The sequence below is a fragment of the Clostridium sp. KNHs205 genome (assembly GCF_000702945.1).
Classification (GTDB): Bacteria; Bacillota; Clostridia; order Lachnospirales; family Lachnospiraceae; genus Anaerocolumna.
In genome coordinates, this window is sequence record NZ_JNLE01000003.1 from 3,439,831 (window position 1) to 3,456,018 (window position 16,188).

Genomic DNA, 16,188 nt, shown 5'->3' on the forward strand with positions numbered 1-16,188 from the left:
GTGCTTATGTCAAAATTTAAATATAATTGCCTCAACCCCATAGCTGCAATAGGACTTAACCTTTTTACAGAGGATTATAAGAAAGAAGACAGCCTGGACGCGGCAGATGCTGTTCTTGTTAGAAGCGCTTCCATGCATGAGCTGGAACTTCCTGAAGGTATCAAAGCCATCGCCAGAGCAGGGGCAGGAGTTAATAATATTCCTCTTGATAAATGTGCTGCTGACGGTATTGTAGTTTTTAATACACCTGGAGCAAATGCCAACGGTGTTAAGGAACTTGTAATAGCGGGACTTATGCTGGCTTCCAGAAATATCGTGGGTGGTATCAACTGGGTTCAGACCATCAAAGAGGAGCAGGAAGTTGCTAAACTGGTGGAGAAAGGCAAAGCAAAGTTTGCCGGGAAAGAAATCCAGGGCAAGAAGCTTGGTGTTATCGGACTTGGAGCTATCGGAGTCCTGGTTGCTAATGCAGCGAATCGTTTAGGGATGCAGGTATATGGATGTGACCCTTATATATCAGTTGAACATGCCTGGAATTTATCCAGGGATATCATCGCTGTAAAATCCAAAGAAGATATTTATAGAGAATGCGATTATATTACACTTCATGTACCTTTAATAGAGGATACAAAGAAAATGATTAACAAGGAAACTCTGTCAAAATGCAAGGATGGCGTTGTAATACTAAACTTTGCAAGAGATCTGCTGGTGAATGATGAGGATATGGAAGAAGCCTTAAAATCCGGCAAGGTATCCTCCTATGTAACGGATTTCCCCAATGAGAAGACAGCTGGAATGGAAGGAGTAATTGCTATTCCCCATCTGGGTGCTTCCACGGAAGAGTCAGAGGATAACTGTGCGGTAATGGCTGTTAAACAGATTAAGGATTATATGGAACATGGAATTATAAAAAATTCCGTAAATTATCCGGATTGTGATGCCGGAACCTTTACCGGAGGGACCAGGGTTACAATTAATCACAAGAATATTCCCAATATGCTCTCACAGTTTACAGGAGTATTTTCAGCTGAAAATATCAATATCTCCAACCTTATCAACAAAAGTAAAGGCGATTATGCCTATACAGTTATTGATATTGAAGGCACCATTGAAAATGGATTTGCAGATAAACTTCAAAGTATTGACGGAGTACTAAAGGTAAGGACCTTGTCATAATACTCTGAATAATAGTTGACAGACAGGTTAATGCCAGAGGATATCAAGATACTTCTGGTATTAGCCTTTTTTGAACAGGATTAAACGTTCCGGGCTATTAAAAACAGGCATTTTATCTGAAAAATAAACATAAAAAATATTTATTACCAGGAGGTAAAATCTATGGCAAGGATAAAACCATTTAAAGCAATAAGACCTGAGAAAGACCTGGCTGAAAAAATAGCTGCGCTGCCTTATGATGTTTATAACCGTGAGGAGGCTAAAGCGGAAATAGCAAAAGAACCTCATTCTTTTCTTAGGATAGACAGGGCAGAAACGAATTTTCCGGATCATGTTTCCACCTATGATACTGCTGTATATGAGAAAGCAAAGGATTTACTGGAAGAAATGCTAAAAAACGGTGAATTTGTTACAGAGGAAAAAGAATGTTTCTATATCTATGAGCTTATAATGGAGGGAAGAAGCCAGACTGGCCTTGTAGCTTGTGCTTCTGTTGATGATTATGTGAGCGGTGTAATAAAACGTCATGAGAATACCAGAACAGACAAGGAACTTGACAGAATAAATCATATTGACAGGTGCAATGCTCAAACCGGCCCAATTTTTCTGACTTACCGGAACTCTGACAGAGTGAAAGAGCTTATTGACAGCAAAAAGCTGGAAGAAAAGCTCTATGGCTTTACTTCAGCAGATGGTATTAGCCATAATATCTGGAAACTGGATCAAGAAGAAGTTGTAAACAACATGAAAGAAGAATTTGAACAGATACCTGCTGTTTATATTGCAGATGGTCATCATAGAGCAGCATCTGCTGTAAAAGTAGGCTTAAAAAGAAGAGAGGAACAACCGGAATATAACGGTAAAGAAGAGTTTAATTTCTTTTTGTCTGTACTTTTTCCGGCAGAAGAACTTCTCATTATGCCATATAACAGGGTGGTAAAGGATTTAAATGGTTATACGGAAGAGGAATTTCTTAAAAAGACAACCGAGTATTTTACCCTCGAGGAGCTGGGCAGTAAAGCATATGCACCAAAAGAAAAAGGTGAATATGGAATGTATCTGGAAAATAAATGGTATAAGCTGGTCATTAAAAATGATTATCGAAAAGATGATGATCCGGTTGCAGGTTTAGACGTATCCTTGCTGCAGGATAACCTGCTTGAAAATATACTGGGTATAAAAGATCCCCGAAGTGATAAAAGGATAGATTTCGTAGGAGGAATAAGAGGACTTGCTGAGTTGGAGAGAAGAGTTTCAGAGGATATGAAGGTTGCTTTTTCTCTGTACCCTACTGGAATCAAAGAGTTAATGGCCGTATCCGATGCAGGAGAGCTAATGCCTCCAAAGTCTACCTGGTTTGAACCAAAGCTTAGAAGCGGTTTATTTATTCACAAGATATAAGTACAATGTGACTTTATATGGTATCAATTACTCCTAAAACTCTAAGATTTAATCATAAAAATAAATTTTTTCATTATTTAGAAAAATAATGGAACCATACCATTATTTGCATCGTCTAATGGTTGAACAAGGAAATTGAAAGAGATTATAGTAAAGGAGGAATTTTTATGATATCAAAGAAAATAGGGACTGTAATCTTAACAAGTGCCCTTATCGTTAGTACACTTCCGGCACCCTTTTTAAAGGCAGATGCCAGCACATTAGCTTCTAATAATACAATTCAAACTATAGCCACTAAGGCAGCAGGTGTTGATTCAGAAGCAACTGCATCTTCTGCAGAACTAGAGAAGATAATAACAGCTGTAAAAAGTAAAATAACCGTTCCTTCAGAGTTATCAAAGTTTTCCTATAATTATTACTCAGGAAGCGGGAATTCATATGTTTGGAATCTGTCCTGGTCCAATAAGGACGGCAGCAAAACCATCTATGTAAACAGTGATTCAAAAGGACGTATTTCTAATTATTCTTATAATACGGATAAATCCTATAAACCGGTTTATCTTCAGGATGAATTAAAGTCCAAAGCAGATACTTTTATCAAGTCCATTGCCTCCGATATAGCAGGTAAGCTTCAATATACGGAAACCTCATCAGCTTCCTCTTACAATGGCACTTATACCTATCAGTATCAAAGAGTTGAGAATGGCATTCCTATGCCGGATAACACAGTTAGCGTAGCCGTTAACTATCAGACAGGTGAAGTAACGAATTATTCTGCTAACTGGCTGTATGATGTGTCTATTCCCGGATCGACAGTTAAGATCACAAAGGATGATGCAGCAGCAAAAATCGGTAAGAATATAAAAATGACTTTATCCTATCAGAGTGCTTATGTAAAGAGTGCAGACGGTAAAAGCAGCAGCGTTAAAGCCTTTTTGGTATATAGCCCCGATAATTCTTATATCGCAGTAGATGCAGTATCCGGCAAGGTCTATACTACGCAGAATCAATGGCTGACTGACAGTTCAAATCAAGCCACAGCAGAAAGTTCTGCAAAAGATGCAGGTGCAGGTTTCACTCCTGAGGAAATAAATGAAATTGACAGTATCAAAGGACTTATCACCAAAACAAATGCAATTAAAGCTATTAAGAATAATACTAAGCTGCTTTTCGATAAGAATATGACATCAGTTACCGCTAATCTTTATAAGAGTAATAGTGATAGCAGCGATGCCGCTTATGTATGGAATATTAATTTCACAGATCCCAGAGAAGCTAAAGAGGGTTCAAATGATACTTACCGGGCATATGCCTATGCTGTTGTAGATGCAAAAACCGGTAAAATCATTTCCTATCATTCCAGTACGAAAAACTATTACGACACCACAAAAGAACAATGGGATAGCGTTAAAGTAAAATATACACAGAAACAAGGTAAGACTGCTCTTGAGAGCTTTATAAAAGAGCAGGTTCCGGACTACTTTAAGAACACAGAATATACCGGAAGTTTCGATGATTATGTAATAGCATACAAAGATACCAAACCTGTATATGGCGGCTACAGCTATAACTATCAGAGAGTAAATGAAGGAATTGCTTATGCTGCAAACAATATAAACGGAGCAGTTGACGGTGTTACTGGAAAAGTATATTCCTTTGGATATAACTGGGATAAGAATATTACCTTTGAAGCACCTAATAATATCATCTCAGCTGATAAGGCTTTTACCAACTATATTGCCAATGAAGGTTACAGACTGATTTATGAAGTGTATTATGAGAATAGCATCACCTCTGCTAAAAATACAGCTGCTTCCGATGCTGTTTATACTCAGACTCCTTCTGTAAGACTTGTATACCGTACAGATATTGCTCCTGAATATTTCTCACCTTTTACAGGAAAACAGCTTGACTATGAAGGAAAGGAATATGTGAAACCTACAGGACTTTACACTTATACCGATATAGATGGCAATTCTTCTGCCAGAAATATTAAAATTCTTGCAAATATGGGAATTGGGTTTGACGGCGGACTTTATAAACCTACCCAGGCAATTACAGCTGAGGAGTTGTTAAACTTTATAGAGAAAGCTAATTTCTACTATAATTCTTCAAAATATAAACTTACCGGAAGTACAGTCAGCAGGTTGAATGCAGCTAAATTTGCAGTACAGCTTCTTGGTCTGGAAAAAGCAGCAGCCATTTCCGGTATTTATTCTGTTAATATTTCCGATCAGGCTTCTATCAGCCAGTCTGATATGGGTTATGCAGCAATAGCTTACGGATTAAAGATCTTACTGCCCGGTTCTGATAACAAGCTTCGCCCCAGCGACTCACTTACACGTCAGGATGCAGCTGATCTGATAGTAGCAATGTTAAACTCTATAGAATAAAATAATTGCCGGATTTATACGAAAACCCCAGGGGTCAGCAGTATAAATCCGGCTTAATTTTTGGCTCTTTGTTATATTTATTATAGAACCTAATTTTTTACTCAATAAGACGAAGGTCCTTCCTTTTTACGATGAAGTTCTTCTGCTTCCTGCTTGGTAATAAGGGAAGCTTTTTTCTTTCTTCGGTCATAGCTGATAAGAACCTGTTCACCTCTCTGAGGCGGCTCAAGGATGGAAACAAGCATTTTCACTTCCCTTTCAATTATTTGACCGTTATCTTCGAAACGTACAGTGAGGCGTACCAACGGCTGTTCGTTTATATATGTGCCGGTTTCCGACAGTTCTATAATTTCAGCGGTAGCTAATATACCGCTAAGAAGACGTTTCATACGCAGTTTGGATAAAGAAGGAGCAATCAGTAGGAATAAAAATGCCACAAGGAAAAGCATGAGCCATATAGCCAGATTAACAGCAAGCGCAACATTCTCTGTCAGGTACCTCCATATTCCTGTTAAAGAGGGTTTAAACATCCAGTCATTTAACTGTGAGGAGGAAAGGAGTTCAACCTTGTTGTTTGAGACATCTAACCAGCCAGCCCTGTCAGTGCTATGTGAAAAATATAAGATTTTACTGCCGGTTTCTTTATAAAACCCTGTATCTGGGTCGGTTATTTCTTCATAACTCAACTGACTGAGCATGGAAGAGACAGCTGTAAAATCTCCTTTTTCTTCGTTATACAGATAACCGTTCACTTTGCCGTCCAGCTCATCTGGGGTGGTAGAACCTGCTATCAGCGTTTCATTCTCGTTTAATGGGAATACCCGGGCTTGATACACTGTATTTGGAGTTGCCAGGGTTTTGCCATTTTCTTGTGTAACAGCATCATAAAAATAGGCTTCTCCCGGATATTCAGATTGTTCGTGAATCAGTTGGGTTTTATATGGCTCACTATTGCTGATAAACTGTAAGGCGGCTTCGTCTCTGGCGCTAAAGGTACCTTCAGCTGTATCTGCAACCCGTATTTGTGGAAGTATTTCCTGCTGCAGAAACCCCTCCATATGGGCAATTCGTCCGTCCTTTAAGTTAACTTCAAGGAGAGGAAAGGGATATTCATTTCTAAGGTCTGTTACAAAGTTAATCGCTGTTGGCCGTGACGGAAACAAATCAGAAGCTGTCAGATCCAGTTTCAGAAATTTACCCTTATAGGCCTGAGCAAAATATTGTTCAGGGCCTCCGGTATCTCCGGCTATAAGCAGCCGGTTGCGCCAGACTTCTAAGCCGCCTGTCAGATAATCCTGGACCAGAAGACCTCCTTCTGTCAATTCCTTAATTTCATCCTCTGAAACCAGGTTTAATTGTAAGCCTGAATCATTGTTATAAGTCGGAAGTAAAAGCGAATCGTTATGATAGGTTAAATGGGGCAATAATCCAAAAACATTTGCTTTTATGTTTTTCTCCCAAAGCAGTTTACCGGAAGAAGCATCCAATAAGCTAACTGATAAATGTTCAAAACTATTTGTTTCTGTAATAACAATAAGGTTACTGCCTCCAGCTGTATAATATATTCCCTTTATATATGAGGAGCCAGGTTTGCCATGCTCCTTTAGTTCATTCGTATAGCCTTTCCAGGTTATAATAAAAAGAATGATAATAGGTAGAAAAAATATGATGCAAGATAAATTTATTTTTGTCTCTTCATGGTTACCTCTCTTTCTGTAAACACCCGAAACAATCTAATAAAAAGTTATCCATTTTCTGCTAACACTCTCCCTGTTAATATAATACAATAGATACTTTCTCAAAGCAAGTAAGAAGGGTATACTATTAAATGCAGGTATATAAGATATTTTCTCACCCTTAATTAAGGCTGAATCTCGGTTAAGCTGGCAATATGTATGGATTTGTGTGCAAGAATCAATATTTTTAGAGAATTTTCACTTTTTTAAGCTCCGTATTTGTGGTAATATAAACATAGGCTTATACTTATTTTTAGGAGGCAGTTATGAAAGATATACTATTTTTAGAACCGGTATTTAAAGAAATGATATGGGGAGGGAACAGACTCAGGACAGATTTTCATTATGAAATCCCCAGTGACAATACAGGTGAGTGCTGGGCAGTCAGCGCCCATACAAACGGCGATTGTACTGTAAAGACAGGAGAGTATAAAGGCATGACCTTGAGCAGCCTGTGGGAACAGCACCGTGAGCTTTTCGGTAATGTATCCGGAGAGGTATTTCCGCTTCTGGTAAAGATTATTGATGCTAAGCAGGATTTGAGCATTCAGGTACATCCGGATGATATTTATGCTAAAGAGTTTGAAAATGGATCTTTAGGTAAGACCGAATGCTGGTATATTCTTAATTGCGAAGAAGATGGACAAATTGTTATCGGGCATAATGCAGAGAACAAGGACGAACTGACTGAGATGATCAGAGATAACCGTTGGGAGGAGCTTATCAGGGTCATTCCCATTAAAAAAGGTGATTTCTTTCAGATTGAGCCGGGAACCGTACACGCCATAAAAGCAGGAACAGTGATTCTTGAAACCCAGCAGAACAGTGACATTACCTACAGACTGTATGATTACGGCAGATTACAGAATGGAAAACCCAGAGAACTTCATATTGACAAGAGTATTGATGTTATAACCTGCCCTCAGCAGTTAAAGGATACGGAAAGAAAGAAAACCGTGGTTTCTGATGGTGAAATCGAAGAGCTGGTTCGTTGTGATTACTATACTGTGGATAGGATTAAAGTTAATGGCAGTACAAGCTTTACCCAGTCAGAGCCTTTTACAATACTCAGTGTAATAGAAGGTGAAGGTAAAATAGACGGAAAAGAAATAAAAAAAGGAGACCATTTTATCCTGCCTTTTGGTTATGGTGAATATTCAATCCAGGGAAATATTGAGCTAATTACTTCCCATATGTAAGCAGTTATTTTAAATAGTCGGGTATAAATGGCTTAATCAGAACAAGAATTTGTTCAATAATAAATAGCTTAATCAGAACAAGAATTTGTTCAATAATAAATAGCTTAATCAGAACAAAAATTTGTTCAATAATAAATAGCTTAATCAGAACAAAAATTTGTTCAATAATAATGGCTTAATCAGAACAAAAATTTGTTTAATAATAATGGCTTAATCAGAACAAAAATTTGTTCAATAATAATGGCTTAATAAGAACAAAAATTTGTTCAATAATAAATACTTAATCAGAACAATAACTTGTTCAACAATATATGTTTTATAAGAAAAATAATTTGTTAACAATAAATGGTTTAATCAGAATAATAAATTGCATGGCAATAAGCAGCTATAACGTGCTGCACAAAAATGAAATACAGATTTAGTAGTGAAAAATCAGTCTTACAAAAGAAAAAATCCAGTTTTTACGTAATAAGATCATCTTTTAATAAAAACAAATAGGCGAGTATAAGGAGATAACTGATGAGCAGTATTTTTAATGTTGATAATCCTATTTTTACCGGATTGAACAAGATCGTAGATGCAATTTTTTTAAGTATTATATTTCTGGTAACCTGTATTCCGTTATTTACGATCGGACCGGCGCTGACCGCACTTTATTATGCCACTGCCAAGTCCTTAAGAAGAGACAGAGGCTATATAGCACGAGAGTATTTTAAAGCCTTTAAGGCAAATTTCAAGCAGGGCTTAATAAGCGGACTGATAATAACAGCTGCGGCATTAATTCTGGCATTTGACTGGAATTATGCAAAAGTACAGCAATCAACAGCAGGTGCAATATTGTTCAGTATATTTACGGGTATGTTTTTTATACTCTTAAGCATAAGTATATATGTGTTCCCGGTATTGTCCAGGTTTAAGACAAGTGTAAAGCAATTATTCAAAACATCTTTCTTTATGGCAATCAGACATCTGCCGAGTACGATACTTATGATTATTATTGTGTTGTTTTTTGCACTGTTGGTGTATCTATTTGCTTTTACTGTTGTATTTGTACCGGCAGTATGTGCATTGCTCATATCCTTCCTGATGGAAAGAGTATTTAAAAAATATATGCCTAAGAAAGAGGACGAGGAAGAAAATACCGGAGTAGATGAATGGTATCTGGAATAAGAAAATAAAGGGTACGGAGGGTTTTTACTTATGGAGGATGTGCTTTATGATTTAATGGATTGGGCGGGGATTGAAGCAATCGTTTATTCGGAGGAGGACCAGCCCCAGAATATTCTTGGCCCCCATATTACAGACAGGGGACTTCTTATACAAGCCTATTTACCTACCGCAAAATTAGTTAAAGTCAAGCTTAAAAAAAACGGCAAGGAATATACCATGACAATGGAAGAGGATGGTTTTTATGCTGTTTTGATTCCAAATTTGAAAAAAACAGCTTCATATACTCTTCTTGTGACTTATGATAACGATACAGTAATGGAGTTATATGATCCTTATTCTTTTGGTCAGGTACTTACGGAAGCGGATTTAAGCAGCTTTACAAAGGGCATACATTATACCATATACGATAAACTTGGTGCTCATCCAAAGGATATTGACGGCGTTTCAGGCGTGCATTTTGCAGTTTGGGCACCAAATGCCGTCAGAGTAAGTGTTGTCGGGGACTTTAATGCATGGGATGGAAGAAGACATCCCATGAAGCGGTTAAAGGACTCCGGTATTTTTGAACTATTTATTCCCGGTTTAACAACGGGAGAACTCTATAAATATGAAATAAAAGTCAAAGGCGGAATGGTAGTTATGAAGGCCGACCCTTACGCCTCAAGAGCCCAGCTAAGGCCAGATACTGCCTCCATTGTTTATGATCTGAATCAGTTTACATGGTCTGATGAGAACTGGCTGGAAACCCGTAAACGATCAGATTACCGTAAAAGTCCCATTAACATCTACGAACTGCATCTGGGTTCTTTTAAAAAGCCTGATGCCGGTAATGGAGATAACAGAGAATTTTATAATTACCGGGAACTGGCACCAATCATTTCAGATTATGTAAAAGAGATGGGGTATACCCATGTGGAATTGATGCCGGTAATGGAGCATCCTTTTGATGGCTCCTGGGGGTATCAGGTCACAGGGTACTATGCACCTACTTCCCGGTATGGTACGCCGGAGGATTTCATGTATTTCATGGACTATCTTCACAATCAGGGGATTGGTGTGATTCTGGACTGGGTACCGGCTCATTTTCCAAGGGACAGCTTTGGTCTGGCTAATTTTGACGGTACCTGCCTTTATGAGCACTTGGATCCCAGACAGGGAAGCCATCCTCACTGGGGGACTCTGATTTACAATTACGGAAGACCGCAGGTTTCTTTATTCCTTATTGCCAATGCCCTTTTCTGGATAGAGAAATACCATGTTGACGGAATTCGTATGGATGCGGTTGCCTCCATGCTATATCTGGATTATGGGAAAAACCATGGAGAATGGGTTGCTAATAAATATGGCGGCAATGAGAACCTGGAAGCAATGGAAATGTTAAAGCATCTAAATTCTATAGTCAAGAAGAGAAAAGACGGCAGTTTATTAATTGCCGAAGAATCAACCGCCTGGCCTAAAGTAACAGGAGATTTAAAAGAGGATGGACTGGGATTCCATATGAAATGGAATCTGGGCTGGATGAATGATTTTACCGGTTATATGAAAAGCGATCCATTATTCCGGAAAGGCAGACATGGCGAGCTTACCTTTAGCCTGGTTTATGCTTTCAGTGAGAAATTCATACTGGTGCTGTCCCATGATGAAGTAGTTCATGGCAAAGGCTCCATGATAAACAAAATGCCAGGTACAATTGAACATAAATTTGCAAATCTCAGAGTCACTTATGGATTTATGATGTGCCATCCCGGTAAAAAGCTGCTGTTTATGGGACAGGAGTTTGCCCAATTTAGCGAATGGGACGAAAAGAAAGAAATCGATTGGGAACTTTTAAAGGAAGAGCGGAATGCTTCCCTTAACTTATATGTCAAGGAACTAAATCGTTTGTATAAAAAGTATCCGGCACTTTATGCTTTTGATTTTGAGGACAGAGGCTTTGAGTGGATCAGTTGTCTGGATGCTGATCACAGTATTATAGCGTTTATAAGAAAGACAGATAAGAGCAGCGATACCCTGCTGATAATTTGTAATTTTACACCGGTTGTGTATGAGCATTTTCTTATTGGAGTGCCTATCCAGGGGAAATACAAAGAGATCTTTAACAGTGATTATGTCCGGTTTGGCGGACAGGGTAATGTTAACAAGAGAGTAAAACAGTCCAGGCATACCGGTGCTGACGGAAGAAAGGATTCCCTTTCTGTTGTGGTACCGCCTTTGGGGATCAGTATTTTTACCTGTGAAGAGACAGAAGCAGCAGTTAAGAAGAAAAAGATGAAATAAGCAATATATTATATACAAAACAGATTATTGAAAATACGCAGAAAGGATTGATTTGAATGGAAAAAATCCTGACAACGATGAAACAAGATGTAGTAACTACCTTAGATAATATCTGGAAGAGTCTTATCAGCAGCGGCTTCGAATTTGTTATTAATATTCTGATTGCTTTAATCGTTATTTTTATTGGGAAGAAAGTTATTAAAGTGTTACTTGGAATGTTTGAAAAGGCATTTATAAGAGGAAAGATGGAAGCAGGAGTGAAAGGCTTTCTGCTGGCCTTTATCCGGGCAATCCTTTATATAATACTTACCTGGATCATTCTGGTTCAGATCTTTGGAGTAAAAGATGCCAGCCTGGTTGCAGTATTAGGATCAGCAGGGTTAAGTATCGGTCTGGCTTTACAGGGCGGACTTTCAAACTTTGCTGGCGGTGTGATTATCCTGCTGCTTCGCCCTTTCAAAGTTGGTGATAACATAACTCATCTGGGGAATGAAGGAAAAGTCATTTCCATAGATATCTTTTATACAAAAATGCTGACAGCGGATAACAGGCTCGTTGTTATGCCAAATGGTGCTTTATCCAATGCTAATATCGTAAATTCCACCAACGAAGTGAAACGCAGACTTGATATTACGGTAGCTGTGGACCGCACAGAAGAGGTAGAACGGATCAGGATTATATTGGAGGATATTTTAGAGAAGAATAAATATGTAATAAAAGACGCCTCTAATTTAGTATTTATAAATAGTTTTGATGCCGGCAGCATCAGTATGGGAATCAGGGCATGGGTTAAATCGGAAGATTATTTCACCTGTAAATGCGAACTTCTAGAGACCATAAAGAAGGAATTCGATGAAAAACAGGTTAAGATGGTATAGAGATTTTGCCAGTATTTTAAGCACTTTTTAAACTTATTCATAAAAAACTAAAAAAAATTCAAAAAAGGGCTTTTCTTTTTTATGAAAAAGTGGTATTTTATCTATAGGCAAAATTTATGCCGGAGCAAAGACGTTCCCAGCTTTTTTGGGGACGCTTTTTTTATACAAGTACTGGTGTGGATTACATAATTTTTTTAACGTATATGTACTGGTCTACTGTATTTGTATCCATAATAAATATGTTAAAGAACAAAAATATAAATGTATGGAAGGAGATTTTTATGGCAGAGAAATTGACTGAAATCTTTGGCGTTGATGTTTTTAATGAGGCAACCATGATAGAACGTTTACCCAAGAAAGTTTACGCCGCTTTAAAGAAAACAATCAAGAATGGAGAGGAACTGGATCCTGCAGTAGCTGATGTTGTTGCTAATGCTATGAAGGACTGGGCAATCGAAAGAGGTGCAACCCATTATACCCATTGGTTCCAGCCTATGACAGGTATCACTGCTGAAAAACATGATTCCTTTATCAGCCCTACTTCCGATGGTAAAATCATACTTGAATTTTCCGGCAAAGAATTAATCAAAGGTGAGCCCGATGCATCCTCATTCCCCTCCGGCGGATTAAGAGCAACCTTTGAAGCAAGAGGATATACCGCTTGGGATTGTACTTCTCCCGCTTTCTTAAGAGAAGATGCTTCCGGTGTTACCCTTTGCATCCCTACCGCATTCTGTTCCTATACCGGCGAAGCTCTTGATAAGAAGACACCTCTTCTTCGCTCCATGGAAGCAGTAAGCGATCAGGCAGTACGTTTACTTAAATTATTCGGACATGATGAAGTTAAATCCGTATCTTGCTCCGTAGGTCCCGAGCAGGAATATTTTATTGTAGATAAAGCAAAATACTTAAAGAGACCCGACCTTATCTTCTCCGGAAGAACCTTATTCGGAGCTCAGCCTCCTAAGGGTCAGGAAATGGAAGATCACTACTTCGGAAGCTTAAAGGAAAGAATTGCTGCATTCATGAAGGAAGTTAATGAAGAATGCTGGAAGCTTGGTATCTTAGCTAAGACACAGCATAACGAAGTTGCTCCTGCACAGCATGAATTAGCACCTATTTATTCCACTGCTAATATTGCTACTGATCACAATCAGTTAGTAATGGAGACAATGAAGAAGGTTGCTAACCGTCACGGTCTTGTTTGCCTGCTTCACGAGAAGCCTTTTGCAGGTGTTAACGGTTCCGGTAAACATGACAACTGGTCTATCGTTACAGATACCGGAAAGAATCTCTTAGATCCCGGAAAGACACCTCATGAGAACATTCAGTTCCTGTTATTCCTTTCCGCTATCATCAAAGCTGTTGATGAGAATGCAGATTTACTTCGTCTTTCTGCTTCTAATGTAGGAAATGATCACAGATTAGGTGCTAACGAAGCTCCTCCGGCTATTATCTCTATCTTCCTTGGAGAGCAGTTGGAAGACGTTGTTAAACAGCTTGTTGAGACTGGTGATGCTAAGACCAGCAAACAGGGCGGTAAGTTAAATACTGGCGTTCATACACTTCCTGAATTAAAGAAGGATGCAACTGATAGAAACCGTACATCACCTTTTGCTTTCACCGGTAATAAATTTGAGTTCAGAATGGTTGGTTCCTCCATGTCCATCGCTGGTCCTAACACAACCTTAAATGCTATTGTAGCAGATGTATTAGGAAGATTTGCAGATGAGCTTGCTGGCGCAGCTGATTTCGATATTGCCGTGCATGACTTAATCAAGAAGACTTTAACAGAGCATCAGAGAATCATCTTCAATGGTAACGGTTACTCAGATGAGTGGGTGGCTGAAGCTGAAAGAAGAGGACTTCCTAATTTAAAATCCTTCGTTGAAGCAATTCCTGCTATGACTACTGAGAAAGCTATCAAGGTATTTGGTAAATATAACATTTTATCAGAAGTTGAACTTCATTCTCGTGCAGAAATTGAATTTGAAGCTTATTCAAAAACTATCAACATTGAAGCAAAGACTATGATTGAAATGGCAAGCAAGCTTTTCCTTCCGGCTGCTATCAAATATGCTACAGGCCTTGCAGGCTCCATTAATTCCATTAAGGCTGCAGTTCCCGATGCAGACGTATCCGTTCAGGAGAGTTTGTTAAAAGACACTTCTACACTTTTGGCTTCTGCAAAAGCTGCACTTGGTAAATTACAGGAAGTAGTAACAGAAGCTGCAGAAAAAGAAGGTCAGGATCAGGCTGTATACTTTAAAAACGTTGTATTCCCTGCTATGAGTACTTTAAGAACTCCTATTGATGAGCTGGAATTAATCGTTGATAAAGAGCTTTGGCCGGTACCTACTTACGGAGATTTATTATTTGAAGTATAATTACACCAGCTAGAATATATATTCATCCAATATGGGACTGCCGCTAAGTACATAAGTGCTTAGAGGGCAGTCCCTTTAAATGTGTTATCTCCGGTCAAACGAAGGGGCATGATATATGGATTGCAAATTATTTTTTAGTGGTACTTGCATCAGGAGCAAATGTGATATATGATTTAGGTGTGCTATTCGTAGTTGCGAAGGAGGAAACTGGGGATTGAGGGTAATAATCGTTGATGATGAGAAACATTCCATTGATTTACTTTGCTATTTTCTGAAAAAACATGAGGTGGAAATAGCGGCTGCCTATACCAATCCGCTACTGGCTTTAAATAATATAGAAATAGACAAACCCGATATCTTGTTTGTCGATATTGAGATGCCGGAACTAAATGGACTAAAACTGGCACAAAGTATAAAAAGCCGTTTACCCGATGTTATAATTGTATTTATAACTGCATTTTCTGAGTATGCAATTGAAAGTTTTCAGGTTCATCCAATGGATTACCTGCTAAAACCTGTTACAGACAGACAAATTACAAGGATGATGGACAGCATTAAGAGACAATATATGCTTTTGACTTTGGAAAGGGAAAAGTGCAGCAGTAACCAGATATTTCAGATGAAGTGTTTTGGCAAATTCGAAGTAACCTGCAGTGGAAAAGAAGCAATGAAGTTTCCTACGACTAAGACAAAAGAATTATTGACTTATCTTATATGTAAGGCTAATAAAGCCATTTACCGGGATGAATTAATGTCATTATTATTCACGGGAAAAGAGGGATTGGACCGGAATAATTTTTATGTGACAGTTTCCAGGCTGAAAGCTGCCTTGTGCAGTTATGGTATTGATGAAACTTATTTTAAGTTTAATAAGGATTTTGAAGTATTTATAAAAAGAGGTATTTGTGATTTATATGACTTGAATGTTTTCGTAAGAAGCAACGGCATAATAACAGAGGAGAACCTACAGGAGGCAGAACGGCTTACCGGAATGTACCATGGTGAGGTCTTTACCAATATGGATACAGACTGGACAAATGAAATCAGCGAATGGGTCGAAATTCAGATGGAAGAGATAATGCTCTCAATGGCCGAATACTATAAAAATGTATCTGCTGATAAATACGAGAGCATATTGAAAAAGCTGATAAGTATTAACTCTTTGTCTAGCCGTGGTTATGAAGAATTACTGGGTTTCTACATAGAATTAGAAAAGAAAGAAAAATATAAATCACTTTTTCATAAATATGCCAAGATTATGAAAAATGATTTGAACCTGGATATAGATAAGCGTTTTGTTAAATATATGGATTTACAGATACAGGGGGAATTAATTGGCTGATTTTTGGAACCATCAAAGCGTTAGATTTTAAGGTTAATGTATCATGAGAGATATAGTTTAGGGTATTTTTAAGTCCGTTAGGGATAGTTTGAAGCTATCCTTAACGGATTTTTTTGGGCTTATAGGCTATATGGCCTATGTAAGATTTTTGTAAGATATAATTGGTATAATATGTCGAAGCCTGTAGTATATATTATTTTTCTGTTGAATTGGCGGAATATATTTGTAT

The 16,188-nt window shown here is 38.2% G+C and carries 10 protein-coding genes; 9 read left to right on the forward strand and 1 reads right to left on the reverse strand.

What is annotated here, in order from left to right; genetic code table 11:
* Positions 1-6: 6 nt before the first annotated feature.
* The 3 genes from BR73_RS0114225 to BR73_RS0114235 all read left to right on the forward strand — a co-directional run bounded on the left by BR73_RS0114225 (position 7) and on the right by BR73_RS0114235 (position 4,970).
* The gene (locus BR73_RS0114225) at positions 7-1,176 is read left to right on the forward strand and encodes a phosphoglycerate dehydrogenase (protein WP_033166074.1); all 1,170 of its coding nucleotides are present in this window, start codon (positions 7-9) and stop codon (positions 1,174-1,176) included.
* Positions 1,177-1,338: 162 nt separating this feature from the next.
* Complete coding sequence (locus BR73_RS0114230; RefSeq protein ID WP_033166075.1) at positions 1,339-2,577, forward strand: DUF1015 family protein; 1,239 nt, start codon at positions 1,339-1,341, stop codon at positions 2,575-2,577.
* Positions 2,578-2,744: 167 nt separating this feature from the next.
* Positions 2,745-4,970 carry a YcdB/YcdC domain-containing protein gene (locus BR73_RS0114235; RefSeq protein WP_033166076.1) on the forward strand — a complete coding sequence of 742 codons (2,226 nt, stop codon included), beginning with the start codon at positions 2,745-2,747 and terminating at the stop codon, positions 4,968-4,970.
* Positions 4,971-5,071: 101 nt separating this feature from the next.
* Here BR73_RS0114235 and BR73_RS0114240 read toward each other — a convergent pair whose 3' ends face one another.
* Positions 5,072-6,457 carry a hypothetical protein gene (locus BR73_RS0114240; RefSeq protein ID WP_033166077.1) on the reverse strand — a complete coding sequence of 462 codons (1,386 nt, stop codon included), beginning with the start codon at positions 6,455-6,457 and terminating at the stop codon, positions 5,072-5,074.
* A gap of 515 nt (positions 6,458-6,972) precedes the next feature.
* On the opposite strand from BR73_RS0114240, the gene manA reads away from it, so the two are divergent.
* From manA to BR73_RS0114270, 6 genes are all read left to right on the forward strand, one after another.
* Positions 6,973-7,905: a mannose-6-phosphate isomerase, class I gene (gene manA, locus BR73_RS0114245; RefSeq protein WP_033166078.1), complete on the forward strand. Its 933-nt coding sequence runs from the start codon at positions 6,973-6,975 to the stop codon at positions 7,903-7,905.
* Between the two features lie 519 nt (positions 7,906-8,424).
* Positions 8,425-9,075 (forward strand): DUF624 domain-containing protein, encoded by a 651-nt coding sequence (locus tag BR73_RS0114250; protein ID WP_033166079.1) that lies wholly within the window; start codon positions 8,425-8,427, stop codon positions 9,073-9,075.
* A gap of 30 nt (positions 9,076-9,105) precedes the next feature.
* Positions 9,106-11,352, forward strand: a complete 2,247-nt coding sequence (gene glgB, locus BR73_RS0114255) for a 1,4-alpha-glucan branching protein GlgB (RefSeq protein WP_051685211.1) — start codon at positions 9,106-9,108, stop codon at positions 11,350-11,352.
* A 56-nt stretch (positions 11,353-11,408) separates the two neighbouring features.
* Positions 11,409-12,230 (forward strand): mechanosensitive ion channel domain-containing protein, encoded by an 822-nt coding sequence (locus BR73_RS0114260; RefSeq protein WP_051685212.1) that lies wholly within the window; start codon positions 11,409-11,411, stop codon positions 12,228-12,230.
* Between the two features lie 281 nt (positions 12,231-12,511).
* Positions 12,512-14,617 carry a glutamine synthetase III gene (locus BR73_RS0114265; protein ID WP_033167454.1) on the forward strand — a complete coding sequence of 702 codons (2,106 nt, stop codon included), beginning with the start codon at positions 12,512-12,514 and terminating at the stop codon, positions 14,615-14,617.
* A gap of 214 nt (positions 14,618-14,831) precedes the next feature.
* On the forward strand, positions 14,832-15,959 hold the full coding sequence (locus BR73_RS0114270; RefSeq protein WP_033166080.1) for a response regulator: 1,128 nt from the start codon (positions 14,832-14,834) through the stop codon (positions 15,957-15,959).
* Positions 15,960-16,188 lie beyond the last annotated feature (229 nt).

Excerpts from the sequence above, each read along its gene's own strand:
- BR73_RS0114250 (WP_033166079.1), top strand. The coding sequence starts at position 8,425 with ATGAGCAGTATTTTTAATGTTGATAATCCTATTTTTACCGGATTGAAC.
- BR73_RS0114225 (WP_033166074.1), top strand. The coding sequence starts at position 7 with ATGTCAAAATTTAAATATAATTGCCTCAACCCCATAGCTGCAATAGGA.
- BR73_RS0114230 (WP_033166075.1), top strand. The coding sequence starts at position 1,339 with ATGGCAAGGATAAAACCATTTAAAGCAATAAGACCTGAGAAAGACCTG.
- BR73_RS0114235 (WP_033166076.1), top strand. The coding sequence starts at position 2,745 with ATGATATCAAAGAAAATAGGGACTGTAATCTTAACAAGTGCCCTTATC.
- manA (WP_033166078.1), top strand. The coding sequence starts at position 6,973 with ATGAAAGATATACTATTTTTAGAACCGGTATTTAAAGAAATGATATGG.
- BR73_RS0114265 (WP_033167454.1), top strand. The coding sequence starts at position 12,512 with ATGGCAGAGAAATTGACTGAAATCTTTGGCGTTGATGTTTTTAATGAG.
- BR73_RS0114260 (WP_051685212.1), top strand. The coding sequence starts at position 11,409 with ATGGAAAAAATCCTGACAACGATGAAACAAGATGTAGTAACTACCTTA.
- glgB (WP_051685211.1), top strand. The coding sequence starts at position 9,106 with ATGGAGGATGTGCTTTATGATTTAATGGATTGGGCGGGGATTGAAGCA.